The 22,894-nt window shown below is 38.7% G+C and carries 16 protein-coding genes; 7 read left to right on the top strand and 9 right to left on the bottom strand.

All coding sequences use genetic code 11. The features are described 5' to 3' along the window. Positions 1-189 (bottom strand): hypothetical protein, encoded by a 189-nt coding sequence (locus tag KNP71_RS13705; protein WP_058763140.1) that lies wholly within the window; start codon positions 187-189, stop codon positions 1-3. A 20-nt stretch (positions 190-209) separates the two neighbouring features. Beyond that, positions 210-1,598, bottom strand: coding sequence for a DNA phosphorothioation system restriction enzyme (locus tag KNP71_RS13700; RefSeq protein ID WP_214798999.1), 1,389 nt, complete (start codon positions 1,596-1,598; stop codon positions 210-212). A 121-nt stretch (positions 1,599-1,719) separates the two neighbouring features. Here KNP71_RS13700 and dptF point away from each other — a divergent pair, with 121 nt between their 5' ends. From dptF to dptH, 3 genes are read left to right on the top strand one after another with little or no spacing between them, the layout of a single operon-like run. Beyond that, positions 1,720-4,020 (top strand): DNA phosphorothioation-dependent restriction protein DptF, encoded by a 2,301-nt coding sequence (gene dptF, locus KNP71_RS13695; protein ID WP_214798997.1) that lies wholly within the window; start codon positions 1,720-1,722, stop codon positions 4,018-4,020. Positions 4,021-4,043: 23 nt separating this feature from the next. Further along, on the top strand, positions 4,044-5,453 hold the full coding sequence (dptG, locus tag KNP71_RS13690) for a DNA phosphorothioation-dependent restriction protein DptG (RefSeq protein ID WP_214830905.1): 1,410 nt from the start codon (positions 4,044-4,046) through the stop codon (positions 5,451-5,453). Further along, complete coding sequence (gene dptH / locus KNP71_RS13685) at positions 5,434-9,471, top strand: DNA phosphorothioation-dependent restriction protein DptH (protein WP_214798993.1); 4,038 nt, start codon at positions 5,434-5,436, stop codon at positions 9,469-9,471. The genes dptG and dptH overlap by 20 nt, the downstream gene beginning before the upstream one ends. 50 nt (positions 9,472-9,521) lie before the next feature. On the opposite strand, the gene KNP71_RS13680 is transcribed toward dptH, so the two are convergent. The 7 genes from KNP71_RS13680 to dndD (KNP71_RS13650) all read right to left on the bottom strand — a co-directional run bounded on the left by KNP71_RS13680 (position 9,522) and on the right by dndD (KNP71_RS13650) (position 18,607). Next, entirely contained in the window at positions 9,522-10,640 is a 1,119-nt protein-coding gene (locus tag KNP71_RS13680) for a cysteine desulfurase family protein (protein ID WP_214798991.1), read from the bottom strand. Between the two features lies 1 nt (position 10,641). Continuing rightward, positions 10,642-11,022: a DndE family protein gene (locus KNP71_RS13675; RefSeq protein WP_214798990.1), complete on the bottom strand. Its 381-nt coding sequence runs from the start codon at positions 11,020-11,022 to the stop codon at positions 10,642-10,644. Then, positions 11,006-13,030, bottom strand: a complete 2,025-nt coding sequence (gene dndD / locus KNP71_RS13670; protein WP_214798988.1) for a DNA sulfur modification protein DndD — start codon at positions 13,028-13,030, stop codon at positions 11,006-11,008. The genes KNP71_RS13675 and dndD (KNP71_RS13670) overlap by 17 nt, the downstream gene beginning before the upstream one ends. Beyond that, positions 13,020-14,675 (bottom strand): DNA phosphorothioation system sulfurtransferase DndC, encoded by a 1,656-nt coding sequence (dndC, locus tag KNP71_RS13665; RefSeq protein WP_058763153.1) that lies wholly within the window; start codon positions 14,673-14,675, stop codon positions 13,020-13,022. Before dndC ends, dndD (KNP71_RS13670) begins: the two co-directional genes overlap by 11 nt. Positions 14,676-14,703: 28 nt before the next feature. After that, complete coding sequence (gene dndB / locus KNP71_RS13660) at positions 14,704-15,804, bottom strand: DNA sulfur modification protein DndB (protein WP_214798987.1); 1,101 nt, start codon at positions 15,802-15,804, stop codon at positions 14,704-14,706. A 156-nt stretch (positions 15,805-15,960) separates the two neighbouring features. Continuing rightward, positions 15,961-16,356 (bottom strand): hypothetical protein, encoded by a 396-nt coding sequence (locus tag KNP71_RS13655; RefSeq protein ID WP_214798985.1) that lies wholly within the window; start codon positions 16,354-16,356, stop codon positions 15,961-15,963. Between the two features lie 4 nt (positions 16,357-16,360). Continuing rightward, entirely contained in the window at positions 16,361-18,607 is a 2,247-nt protein-coding gene (gene dndD, locus KNP71_RS13650) for a DNA sulfur modification protein DndD (RefSeq protein ID WP_214798984.1), read from the bottom strand. A gap of 150 nt (positions 18,608-18,757) precedes the next feature. Here dndD (KNP71_RS13650) and KNP71_RS13645 point away from each other — a divergent pair, with 150 nt between their 5' ends. From KNP71_RS13645 to KNP71_RS13630, 4 genes are all read left to right on the top strand, one after another. After that, a complete protein-coding gene (locus tag KNP71_RS13645) occupies positions 18,758-19,006 on the top strand; it encodes a hypothetical protein (protein WP_251131468.1) in 249 nt (82 codons plus the stop codon). A gap of 127 nt (positions 19,007-19,133) precedes the next feature. Further along, the gene (locus KNP71_RS13640) at positions 19,134-20,672 is read left to right on the top strand and encodes a hypothetical protein (protein ID WP_214830904.1); all 1,539 of its coding nucleotides are present in this window, start codon (positions 19,134-19,136) and stop codon (positions 20,670-20,672) included. Positions 20,673-20,850: 178 nt separating this feature from the next. Continuing rightward, positions 20,851-22,428 (top strand): AAA family ATPase, encoded by a 1,578-nt coding sequence (locus KNP71_RS13635; RefSeq protein ID WP_214830903.1) that lies wholly within the window; start codon positions 20,851-20,853, stop codon positions 22,426-22,428. Next, positions 22,428-22,835: a hypothetical protein gene (locus tag KNP71_RS13630; protein ID WP_214830902.1), complete on the top strand. Its 408-nt coding sequence runs from the start codon at positions 22,428-22,430 to the stop codon at positions 22,833-22,835. Before KNP71_RS13635 ends, KNP71_RS13630 begins: the two co-directional genes overlap by 1 nt. Positions 22,836-22,894 lie beyond the last annotated feature (59 nt).

Below are 22,894 nucleotides of genomic sequence, written 5' to 3'. Positions count from 1 at the left end.
TTAGATGTACTCCTTTTTGATTAGTCTAGAGAATTCATCAGGGAGCTGTGCAGCAGTAAATGATCCTTCTTTGTCTAAGTAGTCCTTCTCTAAACGAATAATATTTTGCAGAATCTGTTGTTCAGTTTCTGATAGCTCACTCAATAATGCATATACATCTTTTTCGTTGGTTGATTGATTCGGATTCATTGTATTCACCTCATAATTCATTATAGGTCGACAAGATTAAATGCCTCTTTTATTGGGTTTAAAACACGAAGTGCTTGATAATGGTTTTCTGAGATTGATGCAAATTCATTCACTCGTTTCAATTCATTCATCAATAGTCGTCTTTCAATGTTAAATTCTTTATCCGTGAGCAAGTCGATTTCAGACAAGGGACGAGGAATCACGATGTAATCGTGAATATAAGCATACTCTTTTCCTGGGTGCTTTCTTAAAATACGTCCGCGGCGTTGAATGAACTCTTTTGGGTTGGTTGTACTGGCTAAAATGTAAGCGGTCTCAGCCGAAGGAACGTCTACACCCTCATCTAAACAACGGATGGCAACGAGCGCCTGAATGTTATTCTCTGAGAAATCTCTTAGCAACGTCTGGCGAAGTTCTTTTGTTTCAGTCGAAGTGAAGGTTTTGGCTGTTATTTTCAAATCATCGTTTAAGAATTGAGCAATGTGATCGACGTGTCGTTGGTCTTCCTTAGAATGATCACCACAATACACGATGGTATGAGTCAAATTATCTTGAGTGCTAAGTTGCTGCTTCAACAATATATCTTTCTCTTGCGCTGCATTAATTAAACGGGCCCGCTTAATTAACAGCATCTCTAACATTCCTGTATCATTCCCTGACGATTCGATTGATTTATCATCAGACAGGTTAATCAATTTCGAAATTTTATTTGTAAGCTCATGATAAATCTCAAGTTCTTCTTCAGTAAGTGACACTAAATGAGGGTAGTAATAATACTTCGTCAAAAAGCCTTTTTTAATGGCTTCTTCCAAAGTAAACTTATATATTGATCCACCAAAATAATTTAACAACTGCTCGGTTCCGATTTCATCGTGATGCCGAATTGGAGTAGCGCTCAATGCTAATCGATTTTTAAATTGTACAGGAAGCGACTGCAACGATTGCTTCGTTCCTAAATTGTGAGCCTCGTCGGCGACAAGCATGCCTGCATCTGCAATTCGATTAAGTTGAGCCTGGAAATGTGCATTTTTGAATGTACTGTTGGTGGTGATGACACACATGAAATTTTTGATTTTGAAATTATATTGCGTGATTTTTCCTGAAAGAGTAGCGCTCCATTGAGATTTTGAACCGTAACAAAGGATTGGATCCATCCTAAAGGTTTTAGCATCTTTAGCCCATTGATCGACCAAGTGCTGATAAGGACATAAAATAATCACAGCTAAACGACCGCTTTCCTCAAATCGTTTTGTGATAGCAGTGAGCGCCGTAAGAGTTTTTCCGGTGCCGGTGGCCATCTCTAATAGACCCTGATAATTATTGGCTCTCCATTCTGAAATGGCTTCAAGTTGATAGTCTCGAGGTGTGAACCATGAAGGTAAAGAAGGAAATTGAATTGTTGAATCCATATTATAGCTCCTTTATCATATATAGGAGTAGGTAAAACCTACCATATACTCTTATTATAGATATAATAAAGAATATAGTTAATAAAAAAGTTGTTAAGGTCGATCGAAAGGAATGAATGACATGGAATACTTTTTCTCATTTCTAAAACCCATTAATTCAAAGGCGGAAGAGTTAGGGCAAATAGTTCAAGATAAGTACTATACTGACCCTGAGAGCGCCTTATTGAATTCACGGAAAATGATTGAAGCCATCGTAAATGGATGGTTAGAAGTTTGTGGTCTCCAGAATACATATAATTTGAATGACAATATTCGAATTCTTTTAACCGAAGAAATTATTGACCGCACGATTGCGACCGATCTTCATTATGTACGTAAGAATGGAAACAATGCAGCTCATGAATTATTCACGAAAGAAGCACATGAAATTCTACCGAAAATTTGGTCAAGTCTATATAATATTGTCGATTCATACGTCTTAAGTTACGAAAATCCACCTGCAGTTCCTAAGTATGCGCCACCTAAGCCTCCTACTCCCAAGAACGATGGGGTGAGTCATGACGATATTCTGAAAATCGTAGAAGAACAGCTCAAGGCTAAGCTTCGGGCGCTAGAGGTCAATAACAAAGTGGAAGAATCACCCGTAGTGACAATCGAAGAAGAAACAAATAGATTGTACGAGTTTGTTCCTCATATTGAGAGTCGCAATGAGAGTTATCTTTACAGCCTTTTATCAAGATTAAACGAGTCATCAAAAGAGGCTGTTGAAAGTGCCGAACTTCCATTAAGCTCTCTAAAGAAATATCTACACGTTGAACGACCAATCGAGAAAAAATTAGTTCAGCTTTTACAGCAACCTGAGCAAAAGCGATTAACGCTCTTAATTGGTAGTGTAGGCGATGGAAAGTCACACATCTTATCACATCTACAGTCTGCTGAGCCTGAATTGATGAACCGATATAAAAATAAAATTTGGAATGATGCAACTGAAAGTCTTTCTCCTCATAAGACAGCGATGGAAACCTTATTTGAGAAGCTCATTCCATTTTCGGACCAACGATTGACGGAAGGCTCAGATGAGTTTGTTTTGGCTATAAACCTAGGTGTATTACATAAGTTTTTGTATGACTACGTAAATTCATTGGACAATGACTATACATTTAGCGAGTTAATAGCATACGTCGAGCAATCAGGAATCTTTGAGAATGAAATTTCTCAAGCCTTAGAGCATGAGTGTTTTTCAATGGTTAGTTTTTCGGACTATCCAATGTATGAGCTCACGAAGGGTGGAGTGGAGTCGAACTTCTTAATGCAAATATTATCGAAGATGTTCGATCAGAACGATGACAATCCATTTTATTTGGCATATGAAGAGGATGTGAGGCAAGGTATTGACTCCATCGTCCATCGCAACTTTTTACTCATGAACAACTTGAATGCACGACGCAACCTTGTGAATCTAATCGCCCGTTCTCTCTTAAAGGAAAAAGCGGTTTTATCGATGCGTCAATTTTTCAATTTAATTTATGAAGTGATGGTTCCAGGAAATTGGTCAAACATAAGTAAACAGAAAATTGTGCTTGAAACGTTACTCATTCATGGTCTTCATCAAAAGATCTTTACGAGTCAAAATGATTCCCCGATTTCTGTCATGTTAAGAAACGAGGATCCAATTGCTTATCGTTCTGAAGAAATTGATCAAATCATTCTTCAAATTAATCTTGAAGCTGACGTAAGTGGGTTCGTTTCTAGGTTCGATGAGTCGACTAGACAAACGTATCAACTTGATTTATTGGATCGAGAGCTCATCACCGAGCATACGCAATCGCTGCTGCGGTTACTTTATCTATCTAACCCTCGAGAGATGAACATTTCTCAAACAACTATTGAGACATTTTCAAAATATCTGTACGCCTATTACACGGGACAAAGATATGAGCTCAAGTCACTTTATGAGAAATTCGAAAATGCGCTCATGTTATGGTTTGGTTTCAAAAAAGACCAAAAGAAATATCTATTTGATACAAGTGCAAAAGTTTCAAAGCGTTATCGCATCGCAAAACCGGTCAGCTTCACATTAGACCCAATCAGCATGGTGGCGAAGAATGAAGAACAAGTCGTTCAGTTCCGCAACTCATTATTTATTCAGTTCGCTGTAGGTGAGAATAAACAAAGAATCAAACTTGAAATCGATTATAAAATGTTCAATTTGATTACGAAAATTGATCAAGGTTATCAACCTTCCAAAATTGATTTTGATGATGCGATTCGATTCAGCGAATTTGCAAATGCCATCCGCACATATAATTCAAACAATGAAGAAGTGTTGATTTATATAATTCAGACGGGAGAAACATTTGTTTTAAAACAAGAAGCAGATCCATTTAGTAGTGAAGAAAAAATTGTGTTCAGTAAATTGTAAGTTCTGAAAGTAGGTGTAAAATGATGAGATTATTACCAGAAAAAATATTTGATGAGAAACAAGTGATTGTGCTAGATAAAGATCGAAAAAAAATAGCAAAACGTCAAACCTCGAATTTTTATCAAGTTCTTCCTTTTACTACAGGGAAGAGTGATTCGATTAAAAATGCCCTCTTAGATTGGGAAAAGGAAGTCGGGGCTTTCTCTAGAAGACTTCTCAATCAAGATTTATCAGCCAAATCATTCAATACAGATCACCTTTTAGAAGGGGTGCTCGATCGAGTCGAGAGTTTACCTGAACACGAAGATGAAATTCATACCTTTTTCAGTGATTTGCTTCTTCAAAGAGATGGTGGATTGAATGTTACTCATCCGAGTATGTTTATGTACATTCAAGGGAACCCTGCTACTAAGAAAAAATTGGGTACTTTTTTAGCAGACTTGACGCACCATGCTTTGGATGATGAACAAATTGAAAAGATTAGACAGATTTTTAAGTCTGAGCAGAACGAGACATTGTTAGACAAAGTGATTGTGAATTTACTGCCTAACCTTACTGAGAAAAAGTATTCCGTGGAGCATGCTTTATATTCTTCGTTACCAATAAAATTATTGGGCGAAGATTTGATCTATTTGGCACAGCATCCTCAATATTTTTTGAAAGAAATCAACCATTTACTTAAGTACTACTTACACTATGTTGTTTCCCAGACGACAATTAAGATTAATAATTTTGAAACTTCTAATTGGCATCAGCCGTCTAAGTTGTTTTATACCATTCATCACGAAACGACTGTTACCTCAAGACGTAAGACAATGAACTCTGGTATGGGCTTATTAAATAGTGCTAGTGAGAATATATTTGTACATGAATTGACGATGGCACAGTTAAGCTGTAATTCTCATAACCCATCATTAGAGCAAGATAAGTCTAAAATCATGACTTACGATGAGGTTTATAAGTATTTTGAATCTTTAGAAGAGACTGACCAAATTCAATTTTTAAGTGATATTGATTTGCAAAGTGAACGGATTCTCACATATGCGGGTTTAGAAAATCAAGTGAAGAGAAGTGAGACATTCAACGAAGCGGTTAAACAATTATTTAACACGATGAAAATTACGACTCCTAAAGAGGCACAGTCACGTTATGGCGATCACGTAAAGAATATTGCAAAGTCACACTTTACGAAACGTCGAGGACGTTTAGGGTACGTATTATCGTTGAACCAAGAAATATTGATCCTGATGTGTGCCGTCAGTTGTAAAGATGATCGAATCACATTTGTAGAGCTGCTGGAGCGTTTGAGTCAAAGAGGCATCAATTTTGATACCGAATCATCAACAGCACTTTTACAATTATTAGAAAAAATAAACGTCATTGATAAGAAGAGCGATAGTGGGGAGGCGCAGTATGTCAAACCAATTTTATGAGTACGTCACGAAGAAAATAAACGGTCATTTTTTAGTAAACACTCCGCAACCTGGAGATAAATATTACTTGCAGCTAGAAGAAGAAAGTCATGTTAAATATTTGAAAGACTATCTTGAACAAGAAGCAAGCGAACGAGTTAAAATGTTTGAGTACGAGCTGAACGGTGTTACTGAATACCGCACAATTGCAATTGATTACGGGACAAGCGAGTTGATTATTGCGACTCAAATCGAGGGAATTCAACCTGATTTCTTTGTTAAGCTTCGCAACTTGGTCAGTGAACAAGAAGGGGAAGGCGTGAACCGCTCACTTCTTGTGATTTATCATGGACAGCTCGACAGTATTGATGGTGGCGGCGCCAACCTTCAAAAAGAAGGAATGCCTTTGAACCCACAAAAAATTCTAGAAGAACTGAAGAGTGAATTAAAACAGATGGCCGAACGTAAAGGCGCGTTGGTTGAAGTAATTGATTTTCATTTGAAAGAAATTGAAGAAGAGTTCAGTTCGTTCAAAGGTGTCTCGTTCTTTGATTTTGAAGAAATCTTATCCCTCATGCAAAAATCAGAACTTTCAAAGTCTGATTTTCTAACGCTACGATTCTTCCATGACCAAGAACTCGAATCATTTGTGCAGACATCTTCCAAAAAAGAAATACGAGAAAGACTGCGTGAAAACAGAGATTTATTTGAATTTGTTCAAGACAGTCATTTTAACGAAACAGTTGAGACGCAATTACCTAAAAAATTCAATGAACAAGGTGTCAATAAACTGAAGCATGACCATTGGAACGAACTCACCTTACAAGAAGTCATCAAGCTTAAAGCTGAAAAGAACAATAAAGTGTTTGAAATTGATGAAATTACAGTCGTCAATGAACATTCGTCGGTAGTCGTTTGGGATCGACCACACAAAACGACTAAGACTGGAAAGCGTACGCGCTATGTCGCCATCTTCAATCCGTCTCACGAGCAAGAAATCAAATTGCGAGCTAAGTATGTGATTGAAGGAAAGGGTGTGCGCAAGAGTTTAGAAGAATCACAAATCAAAATTGAATATTGCAATCCTTTACTTGAAGTGACGCCAAGTGTGAAAACAAATAATTTATATATGACGCTTACATCTACTCAAACGCAGGGCGCCACACAGTGTACGGTGAAATACAAAGTGAAAAATGAAAACACACTCTATTCAGAGTTAAATATTATGGTGTTCCCATTCTCGAGCGAGGTCTTTAAAGACTACGCTGGAACTTATGAAGTGAAGCGGATGAAAGGGAACGATATCGAATATTTGATTTTAGGGAATAAAGAAGGCGAGCTACGATTAGGGGACGGTTCACAAACCCCTGTCTCTCAAGAGCAAGCGCTAGTAAAAGTAGATGATGAACCGAACGTCACGTATCATTTTGATCAAGATTTGTTTGAAGAAGATCAATTTTTGCAGTTAAGCGTTGGAGAATCAACTCCAATTAATATCAAGCTTAGTGTTGATGCCTCTAAACCGCATCCAATCGCAAATATTAGATTGTACAAAGAGAAACGTGAGAAGCGTTCTTCGATTGTCCACGGTACAGATGGGAAATTAATTTTAAAGAACCAAATTTACTATCCACAGAATGAATATAAAGATTTTTTAGAGTATGAAATGGAATGGCTTGATCAAAGTATGCAAACAGCTGTATTGTCTTCCGGTGTCATCAGTCCTGTCAATCTAGAGTTTGGTGCTTTCTATGAGCTGAGAGAAGCGTACAACCTATTCCTAAATCACTTTAAAATCAAAAAGACTGTCCCGATGTTAGCATATTGGGATGATGAATATAAGCGAGTCGCTTTGAATTATGTGCAAGCTTATGTAAAAGCGATTGAATCGATTCAAGAGGCCGATCGGTTATTTGAAGTCGGACACTCGATTTTAAAATTAGGCGTGTTGTTTAATAAAAAAGAAGAAATCGTCTATTTCACTCCATTCCATCCGGTTAACGTCGCGTTTCAATTAGAGTTGAATACGCAACTTGGAGATGAAGAAGTATCAGAAAGTGTGCTTAAACGTTTACGCGCAGATGCACTGGCTCCATACCTATGGTTTGAAGGTAAAGCATATAAAGCAGAAGCTCAGTCGAATTTACCAGAGTGGATGATTTATCGAGTAAAGGAAGAAGTTGTTGTAGCTGAGGCTGACCGCTTCCTATCAGAAGTGGTCAAAGAAAAATTAAATCAATTTGTAGACCACTTCACCTCGCTGTTTTATCAGACAAATCAAGTCGTTAGAGCGCCTTTATATTTAAATGTGATTGAAATTCGAAATGATGAGATGGTATTAAAAGGTGTTGTTGAATGGATTTTCCGTCAACTGAAAGACAGCTACGAAAAGAATAAAGATGAAGTGATTCCTGTTGAAGTAAAACTTTATTGCGATTCCGGTCGATACAGAAGTGCATTCGATCAATTTGCAGCTAAAGATTTTATGGAAGAGGATTGGGAACAGTTTGAGTATTTATACACGCTCATTCCAAAAAACTTTATTCTTTCTCCACAAGAAGTGGCAGAGAAGATTCAATCGTTCATCAATCACTATCATATTCAAAATGAGCAATTTAATGATTTTGATTATGCTCACATTAGTTTCTATAAAATGAGTGGTGAGGAGCAAGTCATTACCGATAAAATGGAGTACATTAAGAGCGGTAATGCGATGAGTGGTTTGTATTCGACGCTCGCACCGACCATCAAAGACGGGCAATTTAGTATGGGCTTTGGACTTCGCGGTTATGAAATTGAAGACAATGATTTACTCTTGCGCTGTGCTAAGTCGTTTAATGAATTGAACGTTCATATGAAAGACAACGGTAGTAGTTCATTCGCACATGGTGTCACGGCACTGGCTAGTATTACTGATGCTAGAGATGGCTACAAGTTGCAGAATATCTATGAAAGTTCTCATTGGGTCACGTTAATTGAACCGACTGTTGACCTTGGATATTTTTCATCTAAGCAAGGAAATCCCGATAATGAATTGATTATCATTCACTATAACGATCAATCTTCTTCTTACCGGTATGATGCGATTACTGTTACGAAAAAAACAGCGCAATATCAAGCGGTCATTAAAGATTATTTGAACCATGAAAAACCTGATTTGAATACAGATGAGAGTATCAAAGAGATTATTCAAACGTTCAACGTCATCAACGGTGAATGGCTGCTCTCTATGATCCAACAAGGGCTCAGCAATGAGACAGCTCGAAACATCCATAAGAGTCGAGAAAAATTCAGTTTGTTGGCGGCTGTGAAATATTCGTTGGCTATGTTCACAACCGACGACATCACGTGGGTTCCGATTTCGCTAGAGGAAATCTTACGTGTTGCAAAAGCAATTGGTCTAAATCACGCGAGCTCACCGTTTACCGTTAAGGCGCTAGGGAAATCGGGAAGCTACTCAGACGATTTACTCTTAATTGGTATTCAAGAGACGGAAGGTAAATTGAAAATGCATTTCTACCCGATTGAAGTGAAGATTGGTAGAAACTTGAATAACGTATTAGATAAAGCACGAAATCAAGTCGTCCGGACGAAATCCCTCTTTGACTACGAATTAGGTGTTGGAGAGACGGAGACTACATTCTCGCAACAGTACTATCGGATGTTCTTTGCCCACTTATTCTTAGCGAATGCCAAGAAATTGTTCGAAGGGAACTTGTGGTGCGAAAAAGATAACGACTATGATTTTGAAAATGAACGCCTTTCTGTCGTCGAGAAATTGATGAAAGGCGACTATGAGATTTCTAACGAATTAGCCGATTACTTCAACAAAGGTGTAGTTGTATCGTTTAAAACGGAAGAGACCATTTCGTCAGTAGAACGAGTGGAGGATGACATCCTGTTGCTCAATTTACCAGAACAATATGGAATCAGTGGTGGTTCATATTCGATTGAAGAGATTCGACAATCAATTGTACACGGGAAAAAGGACATCCCTAGAGAAGAAATGCTCGAAACATTCAAAATTAATAAAGTTTGAACGTAAAAGACCGGCTCAATTTAAAATGAGCCGGTCTTATTTTATGCTTTTCAAAGTTGTTTAAAAATATCCAAGTCTTTTGAAGAGATACTTGAAGAAAGAGAGAACCGAATCGATGATCGCACTTCATCCAATGTTAATCCAATTGCTTGCAACACGTGACTCGGCTTACTTGAGCTACAGGCTGATCCGGTGGAAACAGCCATTACCGGAGCTAACTGCTTCACGAGTACCTCATTATTAATCCCGATAAATTGAACATTCACAATTCCAGGTATTTTATCAGTATGATCACTGTTGAACCGAATATTTGACCCGAACTTCTCAGATAAAAGATGAACCAAATGCTGTTCAAGTTTTTGTAATTTTTGAATGTTCTTAGACAAGGATGCCTGATGCATTTCAGCGGCTTTCCCCATTCCTACGATTAAAGGAACAGCTAACGTTCCACCGCGCACGCCTTGTTCTTGGCCACCACCATGTATTAAGGGTGTCAACTTTCTTGGAATACCATCCTCATCCTTTTGCACATAAGCGACGCCGATACCTTTTGGACCGTTGAACTTATGCGCAGAAGCGGATAAGAAATGAACGTTCGTCAGTTCTGACAGGTTGATTTTCATCTTTCCGATGACATGTGTCGCATCGGTGTGGAAGAGTGAACCATATTGAGCAGCTAGTTCAGAAGCTCTCTGAATGTCATTTAACGACCCTAACTCGTTATTTCCCCAGATGATTGAAACGAGTGAAGTAGGGCGTTTTTTTAGTAGAGACTCTAATTCGGAAAAGTCGATTCTGCCGAACTGATCAACAGATAGATACTCGACGTGGATTTTCAATTGTTCATTCAAATACTTTGCAATTTCCAAGTTAGATGAATGTTCGGCTACCGTTGTAATCACTTGATGGTCCGGTAGGGAAGAACCCACACTTTTTAAAATCCAATTGTTACTTTCTGTGGCTCCCGAAGTGAAGTAGAGCTCTGAAGAAGAACAACTAAAAAATTTGCTTAACTGTTCTCGAGCCTGTTCAACAGCATCCTTGGAGTTCTCTGCGAGCGAGTAATATTTACTAGAAGGATTTCCGAACTCTTCAAGAAAGTAGGGGAGCATCGCTTCAAGTACTTCAGGATAAACAGGTGTTGTCGAACTGTTGTCTAGGTATAGCATGTTACCCCTCCTGTAGAGCCAATAACTCTCTTAAGAATTGATTCGTACTTCTTGAGAACTGAAACATTTGATAAAGTTCTTCAGCGCCTCTAGTAATGTGTGCATTGAAATAGTCAGGAAAGTAATGCTCTTCCTCAATATGCTTATTTGCATGTTGGAGAATCATTATTTTGAACATCTCATCATGCTCCCCAGTTAAAGTGGCACGATTAATTTCAAAATTTGAAATCGTTTGGCCCTTAATGCTGGTTGGAGTTTGTTTGTTCTTTAATGAAATACCCACGGCAAAACGAGCCAGTATATTTGGCGTGATATGAGTCGAGTTTGAAATCTCTTTAAAATAGAGATGAGTTTGCTCAGTTAGTTTAAGACGGTAATTCATTAGTTTTCACCTGCGCGTTTTCAAATTCAAAATACGATGGAATGACTTGTGTTTCTAAAAGCTCGTTATCAAATTGGAGACTATACTCTCTAGAAATAGACGGTTTTAGTACGTCATAGTAATCTTTACTGATTTCTGAGTCAGTAGATAGTACTAAGACCTGTTCACCGAATTTAGGGAGCAAGTTGCGAAGAATATTATAACGATGGTCTCGGTCCAGGCGACCTAACAACGTATCGAAAATAAATGGCATTTGGTTTTCAGAAACTTTAAAGATTGCCCAAATCAATGAAAGCAATAGAATCTGTTTCTCACCAGAAGACAAAGTGGCCACAGAGATTCGAGATTGATCTTTGGATAATAAAGTCAAAGAGAAATCTTCAGGCATAATCGATAGCTTCTCAATGTAATCTTCTTTGCGCATCAATGTTTTTAACATCCGTAAAGCATTTTCTTCAACATTACGAATGACTTTGTAGCGTTGTTGTAGTCTAAAGTCTTCAAGTAAAGCTAATGTAAGATTTGCGTTCTGCGAAAGAAGACTTGATTTTGAAGTGATTTTCTCAATCTCTTGCTTGAGTAGGGCATTTTCTTCTACTAAATTTGAGTATTGAGCATGAAGTTCATCTTCAGTTTGAAGGATGTGTTCAAAACGTTCTTTTAAGTGAAGGTGATTTACTTTTAATCGATTTAGCTCTTCAAACTGCTTCTCGAAATCGATATGATTTTCTTCTCGAATGATCAGTTTTCTTCGCAACGTTTTCAATTCGTCGATGATTTCATCATCTCGATTGAGGTTTGACAATAAATTTTCAGATGAATGAGCATCAACAAGCGAGAGCATATTTTCTACTTTTGCTTTCGAGCTGAATGAAGCATCGTGAATGATTTCAGTAGATGGGACCGCCATTTTTAAAGCGGCATTGAATTCGTTCTTTAACAAATCATGTTGAACCGTACCGCCTAAGTTGCGTGAGACATTTTTATAGAACTCATCGGAGAAGACCTTTTCTAAGTCCTCCACACTTCGCACTAATAATTCTGACTCCACTTGATCAGCAGCTTGCTTAAGTAAGTCGTGATTAATCGTAAAGGCATAATATTCGCTAAAGAAGTCTGAATTCAATTGCTTCAACGATTGACGCTCATGTTCGAGTCTTCTAATGTCATCTTTTAATTTCGCTTCTTCTTCTTTACTAATCACATCATGGGCTTTTAGTGATTCAGAAAAAGAGGCGACTTCAGCTTCACTGATTTCGATTTTCTTAAGAGCTTGTGATTTTTCAATCTGATTTTTTTGAAGCTTTTGTTCAGCCTCAATCAAGTCATTCTTGATTTCATCCAAACGTTTTGATTTTTCTTTACTCAGTTTCGTTTTCGCTTCATCGCGAACAAGCGTTTCAATAGTTTCCGTTAACAAATCAGGAATTTCCAACTTAAAGGCACTTTTCATTAAGTCATCAAGGTACTCCGAAAGCTTTCCTTCGTTGATGATTTGGTTAATGGTTTCGCCATCAAATAAAGAGACATTGAAGAGGTATAACGGAGTTCGTTCCAAGAATAATGAATAAACTTGGCTCTGATCTTTTTCTGCTAACGGTAGGGTACTCCCGTCCCGATAGATATTAAAATATTCTTTAATATTTTTTGCGTCGATTCCCCAAGACCGTTCAAACAGATAGCGAGACATTGTTTGATTCGTAGTCGTAGTGAACGTGATTTGAATCTTTGAAATCACTTTTTTCACGTTATACCATTCACGCTGGTCTCGAATTTCGCTATTGATTAACTTTTCAATCTCACGGAAATAAGAGGGAGTTGGCGCTTTGATTCCAAACGCCTGACTCCCGTATAAACCTGTGCGGAGAGCATTCAAAAATGTCGTTTTACCTGCGCCATTCTTCCCTCCGATTAAAACAACATTTTTATTAGAATTTTGATTCGTAAAATCAAACGTTTGATTCTTATAGGCTCCGATGTTTTTCAGGACAATCGATTCAATCTTCATAGTTCTTTAAATCTCCTTGCTCTTTATACAGATTCAAATAATCTTGGCTCAATAATGCAGCAACATCTTTATTGAATCCACGCTTTACTTTTACACCTAGAAAATCATTTGCCGTCGTAAATAATTTTTGAACCATGTTGAAATCAAGACCATGCTTTTGAGAGAGTAGCTCCAAGTCATTTGCTTGATCACTCGTCAAGATTTGGCGATCGTCTTGTTCCCAATCCAAATCGACACCGAATACTTCACGATATAGTCCAGGTAACGTGTCTTTCCAATCACCTTCACGAAGCCATAGACGACGAATTGCACGTAGTTCATCGTTTTGAATCAACTTATACTCCACCGAGTTTGGAACTTTTAAGTCACGTTGTAGGATGAGCAAATCACGCATCAGTTCAATTCGAGTAGCTAACGTGAACGGTCCGAGTCCAAGATGTGAGTAAACAGCTTGCCCGTCGTTATTCGTTTCAAGAACGACAAATTGAATATTGAATTCCTCTGGTTTACTCAAATCAATATTATGTGTCGCAATGAACTGACTTAATTGACGTTTCGGAACTGCAAGAACGCTCTCGTCTGTTAAGTCCTCAATACGATCTACAACTTTATGAGAAGTAGCTGCACGACCACCTTTTTTCTTTTGAGCGATATAAATACCATCTTCTTTAATTTCGTGTGGAACTTCTAGCAAGTAGAAGGCACCATTCATCCGCTTATGCATCCGTTTCGAACGGTCGTCTCGAATAAGTACCATCTTATTACGGAATTTCAATAAAGGCTTCAACCAGTCATGTTCACCAGTTTGAATGAAACCAGTCAGCGATTTATCTTGGTTGACGACGGTACATGTCCAACAGCCGAAGCGACTGTTCCCACACGAACCAGCGCTCTCTTTTATATTTTGGTCGACGACTAACGGACATTCGCTACTTGAGTCCATGTACATTTTTTGAAGTTTATGATGATCTTCTCCCCAAGGGGCGGGGTTTTGAAGAAGGTAGCTCCAAACATCATCTAACACAAACTCTTTGATTGGTGCGAAAACATATGCATTAGCCAATGAAGTGTGTCGCATCAATTCGCTGCCCATGATTTCATGGTCTTTAATAGACTGTCCCCGGCTCGTACTCTCAGATGAACGGACTCCAAGCACCATAATAATTTCACCATATTTGGAGACTTTATCTTTAATGAAGCGGTTAGCTGGATCGATTTTTAGGCGGTCTGTACACCATCTGAAAGTCTGGTTAGGGGTAGGGTAGCCACGGCCGATAATATTCGTCCAAAACGTCTTTTCCGTTAGCGGTTTGACCTTCTGTGTTTCAATCGGGAGATTATATTTTAACGCGGCTTCCTGCATCCGATGGAGTGATCCATTAATCATCGAGACGACGAGCGGGTTCTCGACCAATGTATCAGATGAAATGATAAATACTTTTTTATGGAGTTGTTCTGGTGAGAGCTCCAACAGCGCTTCAAAAATAAGTTGTGTCGTCAGTGTTGAGTCTTTTCCGCCGCTGAATCCGACTACCCACGGACGTGAGTCATTTAAATAGACTCGTTTAATCAAATCGATAGAGCGTCTAGAGACCGTGTCTCCTTCATGCTGAGTAAATAAATTACTAATAATACCTTGTGTCATAAATCATCATCCTCTCGTGCCAAAACAGTTATATAACGTTCATGCTGGATTTTTGTTGGTCGAAGTCTTTCTCTTCTTTAGTAAGTTCGATGCCAAGTAAAGATTTGATGCGAATGGCAGTTAAACGAATCGTATAGTTATTCTTTAATATTCTTCCATTCTCATTAAAAGCACGACCTTTCCAATCCTTCTCATTCGATCGACTCCAATCGATGTCTTTGAATTTTAAAAGATATGCAGTCCATGTATCAGGTTTCTGTTCAATCAAAGCACGAGCTACTTCTGCTGCAGCCTCGATGAATAGACCTTGACCGGCAATTGAAATCATACGAAGATCACGGGGAGAGATTTCTTTATTAAATACCTGCTCCCATTCATGAATACTATTGCATAGAGTCGTCCAAAACGTTTTAATGTTCAATGCGTCTTCTTCAGTTAAAAACGCACCTTTTTTCTTGTTGATTAAGCGCTTATTCGCATTGTAAATATGATTCAATGCCAATAGTTTTGGCGAGTTTTTAGACAGCGAAGTCTTTTCCATTTCTGTATAGCGCTTTAAAAGCGGTATCTCTTCGACAAGTTCCTTTGTCAAAAGTGACAATTGGTCCCGGTGATCGTATAAAATCCCAATCGAAGACGTAGTGTTCACAGCATGACGGTTCAAATCCGAGAATATTTGTTGAGAACGCTCTAATCCTTCGTCATGGAAAAAGACGACCGAAATCGTTTCATTTCCTAACTCAGGCATAATCTTAAGGGCTTCTTCAATGGCGGCTCGTCGATGTTGGCCATCGTTGATTAAAAAGCGTGAATCTAGCGCGATAGCGAGTTTTCCTAAGTCCTTAAAATTCGGTTCGTCTGAAAATGGAGTAAATTGAATCTCACCATCAATCGATGCAGTCAAAGAAGAAAAGACATAATCCTTTGATTGATCTACGATATAATTTGTAATCTCAGGAACTCGAGATTTATTCAATATACGTTGTGAGCGGTATTGTGGAGGAACTTCTTCCTCGTCAAAAAGAAAGATTTTTGGAATCAATTTAAGAGGGCACATCACCACGAAATATTCTTTTTCGGCTTGATGACCTCGTAAAGCAGGGAAGTTATAACTGAAATTAGGATCCATAGCTAATCTCCTTTAAAATAAATTACGTACGTAATTTAAAGAAAGTACAATGTTTTATTAGGTAAAGTTTATCATATGCTTCTTTTCAAAAATAGCGGAAAGCTCAATTAAATTAGAAATTTAAGCAAGAAAAATCTCAGCGATAATTCGCTGAGATTATGCAGTCAGTAGCTTGATTAAAAACTCTTCTTCAAATAGGGCATCATCTGATTCAAGTAAAGATGAAATATGTGCTACTCCTAATTCGATAAACCGTTTCATATAATCACGGATGATTTTTTCATCTTCTACCTCTTTTTGTAACTCATTGATGATGAGATGTTTGGCAAGCAGGTAGTCGTTACCGTTGATGATTGATCCCATATCCCATGCCCCAGAACTTAGTTCAGAAGGGAGCTCGGATGTGATAGAGTAGTTTTCGATTCCATGCATCAAACTGAGCTTAACGACAAACGGTCTCGGATCCTTTGGTACGTAGTGCTCCAAGTGACTGATGATGTTGTCGATTCGATCTTTACTTACTTGAGACAGCTTAATTCCTTTTGAGTCCATGATTTTATCCTTTCACTAGTTCGAAGTAACCTTCACGAATCAATGTATACTTCTCTTTTTGGTTATAATCCAACATGATTTGCTTAGACGTGTATTCTTTCATCAGTTCTACATACTCAGGTGTGATTTCCGTATCTGTCGACAGGATAACAACTTGTTTACTGAGATGCTTGTAAAAATGTTCTACTAAGTTTTTACGGTGATAACTGTCCAAGCGACCGAGCGGGGTGTCGATGATCATCGGCAAGTCCAAATCAGCGGCTTTAATCATTCCCCAAATAAATGCAGATGAGATGATTTGCATCTCGCCAGCCGAACGTTCTTCGACTGAAATTTCAGCGCCGCGCTCATTCTCGATTCGAATGATCATCTTATGGCGATCGACGAAAGCACGACCAAATTCATCTTGTTTTCGCATGAGCCTATTCAGCATTTTATCGAATTCGCGGCTGATCAAATCAATTTTCCAGCTTAAAACTTTTTCTGAGTATTCATCGATAGCTTCTTTGATTTTACGATACATATCTACATCGTTTATCAAATCATCGGCGTTTAAGGCAGTGGACTTTGTTCCTTTTAACTTCGCTTCTAATGAACGAATCTCTTGGACGCACTCTTGTTCTTTCTTCTTGATATTCATATGAATGCTCTTCGTTCTTCCGAGCACTTCTGTAATTTCTTGAATTTTTTTATCTTCTTCATCGACACTGATTGAGGATGGAGCTAAATCAATTTTTTGTTGTAACGACTCGATTGAATGCTTGATGTTGGTTGCCTTTTTAATCAATTCAACAATTTGTTTCTTAACAGATGAAGCATTGACACCCATGATAAATCTGCGATCATTCGGAGACAGGTCATGCCACGTTTGTTGATTGTCTACTGATGTCGTAGCCTTATAGTTCTCCTTTGATAACCAAATCGTTTTTCCAATCTCTTCGACTTGATGTAATTGCTCTTCAGTCAAGGGCGGATTGATTGGCTCAGAAAGAAGTTTCGACATAAATTGATGATAAGGCGTCAAAATTTGTTCAACTCTTTGCTGATCAGTAGCATATTGTTGTTCCAAATTTAAGCGTTTTTTTAAAGCATCAATCTTTGTAGGGGCAAAAGACGGAATTCCTTGCTCACCAAACAGTTTGGAGATTTGCTCCATGATTTGAGTATGCTGAGCTGTCAATGAACTCATAGTTGAGATAAATTTTTCTCGTGATTCGTTGTTTTGCATCAGCTTCTCATTGCGAAGCTTTTTGAGTTGATCAAGTTGTTTATTGTATGTGGAAACGCGCCCTTCGGCTTTAGTTCTTTTTTCTGTCAGTTCACTTAATTGGTCTTTTAATTCAGAGATTTTTTTGTTGAATTTTAATAGTTCAGTGCTCTTTTGAGCAGTGGCTAGTTCATTGACTTTTCGTGAATAGATTTTGTCTAAATCGCCTTTGAGTTCATTAAAGTATGACATCCCGTTCATCCGTCGGATTGTTGCTTTAAAGTCTGCTGAATTACGAGAAGAAATAATCCGTCGAATTTCTTCACCATCAAAAATCAAAAATTGCGACGCTTCAAATGGAATCAATTTGTCGATGGTGCGGTTGAAGTCGTCAACATTGTGCGGCCCGATTTGTTCATTCCGTTTTGCACGGGCAGCACCGATTGTACGCTTACTGAACGTCTTGCTTTCTGAGACAACCTGTTTCTTACTATTGTATTGCCACACGACTTTTATTTCATAGTGGTGACCATCCCCAGGCTCGAATACAAGAGAGGCACTAGCTTCACGTCCGCCTTGTTCGAAGAATGAATTATTTATGGTGTTCGTGAACTGTTGTTGAAACTCAGCATCAGTCATGCCCCGCTTACCGTATAATAAGTAGCGAACGGCCTTCAAAATCGTTGTTTTCCCGGCACCGTTCAAGCCACCGATCAGAATTATGTTTTTATCGTCCGAGTGTGTATCGAAATTAATTGTTTGTGAATTTAAGTATGTTTTGTAATTATTTAATTGAATGCGAACTAACTTCAATCCGGATCTTCTGCTTGATGAAGCCGAATGGGTTAAAGAGTCCCCTTTTTTGATTAAATATTTAAGTTCTTCTTCTAACTCTTTTTGGCGTTTAGTAGGGGATATTGCTTCACCGTAATAATTAGCCTTTGAAGTAGTGAGAACGTTTTGAAGTAGGTTAGGAGATAGTTGGTGATTGGCAGAAACTTCTTTTAGAATGTCTTGCTCATTCTCATAAATCTTGTGATTCATAGTAAAATCCTTTCTAGAAAATAATATGTTGAGACTATATTGTTATTATAAAGGAAAATAACTTAAAAACCTGTAACTTTTTTAGAAGAGGTTTGGATAAATAAACCATGTAGTAATACATACATAAAAGGGGAGATTACATTGAAAAAAATGTTACTTCGCAAAATCCAATTCGCCCTCCAGCATCACGGTGGGACGGCGTCATTGAAAGAAATTAACGAATACATCGAGCGGTCATACTATCAACTTGAACTCGATCGGTATAAAGATTGGAAGGCTCACGTTAACAAACAGATTCGGGCCCATTCGAGTGATTCGGCCAGCTTCGCGGGTAAAGAAGACTTGTTTTATTCCACGGGAAATAAGGGCATCTGGGGCCTTCGCCAACCGAATAAGTAACCGAAAGCGGAACCATTTCAGTTGGTTCCGCTTTCAATATTTACAATCCGTCACACCCCCTTGTCACAAAGTCGACAATACGTTACACTTCGAGACAGTGTGAAAAAAATGTATAAGGGGTTTATCCATGGAAATCGTTCAGCAATTATCGCAAGTACAATTACTCAACCAATTCTGGTTGCTCATGGCCTTCGTCATCCCGATGGTCATTTTATCGCGGATGGTCGTGGCCGGGTCACGGTTCTCGCCAATCCTCGTCATCGTCATCTTCGGTCTCGGACTTGGCTTCGCCATGGTCGAGATGGGCATCGCGACACCGGGTCTCCCTGAATTCCCGCTCGTCGACTTTATGTCACGGACGACGATCATCGCGCTCGTCGTATCGTTCTTCGTCGGTGGACAAGAGCTCCGCAAGATTTTAAGCAAGCAAGAGCTCGACATGAAAGACATCGTCGTGCCATCGAAAGAAGAGATGTTCCTTGGGACAGGGCGGACACAGTTCATCTTCATCCTCCGTTCATTCTTCTTGCTCGTCGGTCTCGAAGGATTCTTCCGCATGATGATTCAACCGGGCGCGGCAGAGGGCATCATGCTCTACTACCCAATCCTCGCGTTAATCGGTCTCGCGGCATCGTTCCTCTTGATCGACCACAAGGCACAAATCGACGATAAGAAGGTATACATGCGTAAAGGCGTCATCGAGACAGTCTTGATGCTCGTCATCTTGTTCGTCTCGTACGGCATCGCCATGGCGGTACAGCCGATTATCGCGCTTCCGCAAATCTTCTTCGCCATGTTGCTCTCGTCAGCACTCGGTGCCATCTTCCACAACTGGACGTATGGACCGACCGTCCGTGCGCTTCTATTCGCCGGGATCCCGGTCGTCTTGGCCGCCAACTTCATGGTCGGTGGTTCACGGATCGGTGATGCGTTCGCCATCGAAGGCATGAACTCGATTCTCGTGTACGGTTTCTTCGGTCAATTGTTCTGGATGTTCGGTGGGATTGCGCTCCTCATGTGGTTCGCCCGCACAGGACATATCCGCAACCTCGCACCAGGTATGGCCGGCTCGCTCTCGCACAGTGGTCTCACAGGCGCATGTACAGCCGGTGACTTCGGTCAAGTGGCAGCCAAACGTGCCCCAATCATGATCAACATCCCGTTCTTCGGTCACATTTTCGTGTTCTCGATTTTGGCAGTCAGTGCCGATAACGGGGCGCTCTGGATTTGGCCGACGGCGATCATCGTCTTGGTCGGTCTTACATTGACGGCGCTCTCGCTCAAGAACTTGCGCGGTGCCAACGGAGAAGACTTCAAAGAAGTGAAGGCGCTCATGCAGTTCTCGTTCGGTTGGCAGATGATGGCGGTCTTCGGTGGACTCGTCATCCTCAGCTTCAGCACGATCGCGTTCGACTACACGACGATGGCTCAATCGTCAGCCATCTCGCACTTCGGTCTCTTCGCAGCCGTCCAAGGCGGCATGTTCGGGACAGAAGCGTCGCTTCTCATCCCGCTCATCTTCTCGATGCCGTTCCTCGTCCACCCGATCGTGTTCTACATGTTCGGGAAGGCGCTCGATAACAACGGTGAAATGCCACGCGTACCGGTTTACGCCATGGCGCTCATCGGTGTCGTCGGAGTCTCGTTCGCGATTCTCGGTGTATAAACAAACAGCCGCTTCTACCAATGCGTAGAAGCGGTTTTTGTGTACTGTAAAAAAAGACAATATTCTATGTGAGCATTAGTAATATAATTTTTTGTGATTAAATCAATATTAATTATCTGTTAACGCCAGAATGGTTATAATTAGGTAACGCATATTAAGTTCGATGGGGGACTAAACAATGATTTTTATTCAAGAAGATTTCCAAGGCAATGATATAAATTACGATGAATATGTTTTACTAGTTAAAGACAACTGGAATGATTGGTGGGAGTACAAGACTTTATACTCTGTCTATTATGTTCTTGAGGGGAAGTCGGAATGGTTAGGTAATATTAAAATTGGTTTTTTAAATGAAAATTACATAGAAGAAGGAAAGAATCATAAGGCTAAGCGCCCTAATTTACCGCCTCAATTTTCAAGTTTAGCACCACATTTTTTTTCAGTGGGACAAGATTTAGAATATTACAGCAAAATAAATTCTTTATTACTAGAAGATAAAAGAATAGAATTACTTTCTGGACTTTGTGATATTTCTCTATCATCTGATCTTTATAGCAAAGTTATTGATTTACATGTAACTCGCAGGTCAATAATAAGAAATGTAGCACGTAGTTCAATTAAAGGTCAATTTAAGAGACTAGCTAATGGAAACGCTGAACTTTCAAAATTCAACTTTAGTTTTAGTCCACCAAATAATGAAACAAGTTCGAAATTAAAAATATCTGTGATTCCAAAAACTCTTCCTCCAACAAATATTCATACATTGATTGGAAGAAATGGAGTAGGTAAAACACATTTTTTGAGTAGCTTGATTAAATATTTATGCACAAGAGATAGTAGTTACGGACAATTTGAATACCAATCTAACGAGAATGTTTCAGAAAATGAAGAATTTGCCAATCTCATAGCTGTTTCGTTTAGTGCTTTTGATTCAGGTTTTGATGAGTTAAAGAAAGAGTTCTCTGGGGAGTTTATTAATTTTGACACAATAGGTTGGTCATATGTTTCTGACAGTATTACCACGTCTCCTGATGAAGATGATATTTTTATTAAAGATAGAAATATGCATCTGGATTTCTTAGAAAGTGCATCGAGAATGTTTATACTAAGTCTAGAAACTATAAATGCTAGTGGTAAATCTATTCGTTGGAAACGGACAATTGAAAAGTTGTATAGTGATCCGATGTTCAAAAATTCCGAATCGTCAAATTTAATGAATTTTATTAATGAAGACAAAAAATATATAGTTAAAGTTTTTGAAAAAATGAGTTCGGGACATAAAATAGTTTTGTTAACATTGACACAGTTAATTGAAAAAATCGAGGAACGTTCATTGGTGATTTTAGACGAACCAGAACTTCATTTGCATCCTCCATTGCTCTCAGCTTTTATTAGGGCACTCTCAGATATTCTTATTTATAGAAATGCTGTCGCTATTATTGCTACACATTCGCCAGTGGTCATACAAGAGATTCCAAAAAAGTGCGTATCGATTATTGATAGATTACCTCAATCAAATGCAGTGTTTTTCAGAGAACCCACTATTGAAACTTTTGGGAACAATGTGGGTGTCTTAACATCAACAGTATTTAATTTAGAAGTCTCTAATTCGGGTTTTTACGAAATTTTAAAAAAATTAGTCAAAAAAAATAATGACTTTGAGGAAATAATGTCCGAACTAGATTGGCAACTAGGGCCAGAGGGTGTTTCAATCTTACTTTCATTAATTAATGAAAAGAATAAAGAGGAATTCTAATGAAAAACATACCATACCCAGAAATAAAAACATCAGATTTTTTAATCAGTCTTTTCAACTTTCAGAGTTCTGAAAAAATAAAACGATTTAATACGGCAGCGGGTTTGATATTTCTATATGAGCGTCTTTATGCTTCAAAGGCTAGAAAGGGTCTTCTACACACTTTTCCTTCTGATAATCCTTTAACAGGATTAGTAGAAAAAGATGAATTAACGAAGTTATACACCTCTAAATTCGTAAAAGAAAATGGACGAGAAGATTATCTCGCTTTAAAAAAATATATGTCGTTTGATTTTTATAATTACATTGAGATTAATCCAGAATGTCCTTATTGTTGGGTTAAAAATGTAGAACAATTAGATCATTATTTACCCAAGTGTATTTTGCAATACAAATGTGCACAATAATGCAACGAAAAGTACAGAACTTTGCCAGCTGGGTTTTAGTGTTTCGACAACGCATGCGT

Source organism: Exiguobacterium sp. s56, assembly GCF_018618255.1.
Taxonomy (GTDB): Bacteria; Bacillota; Bacilli; order Exiguobacteriales; family Exiguobacteriaceae; genus Exiguobacterium; species Exiguobacterium chiriqhucha.
The sequence above is the reverse complement of the archived record's forward strand: the minus strand, read 5'-3'. Positions and strand labels throughout refer to the sequence as shown.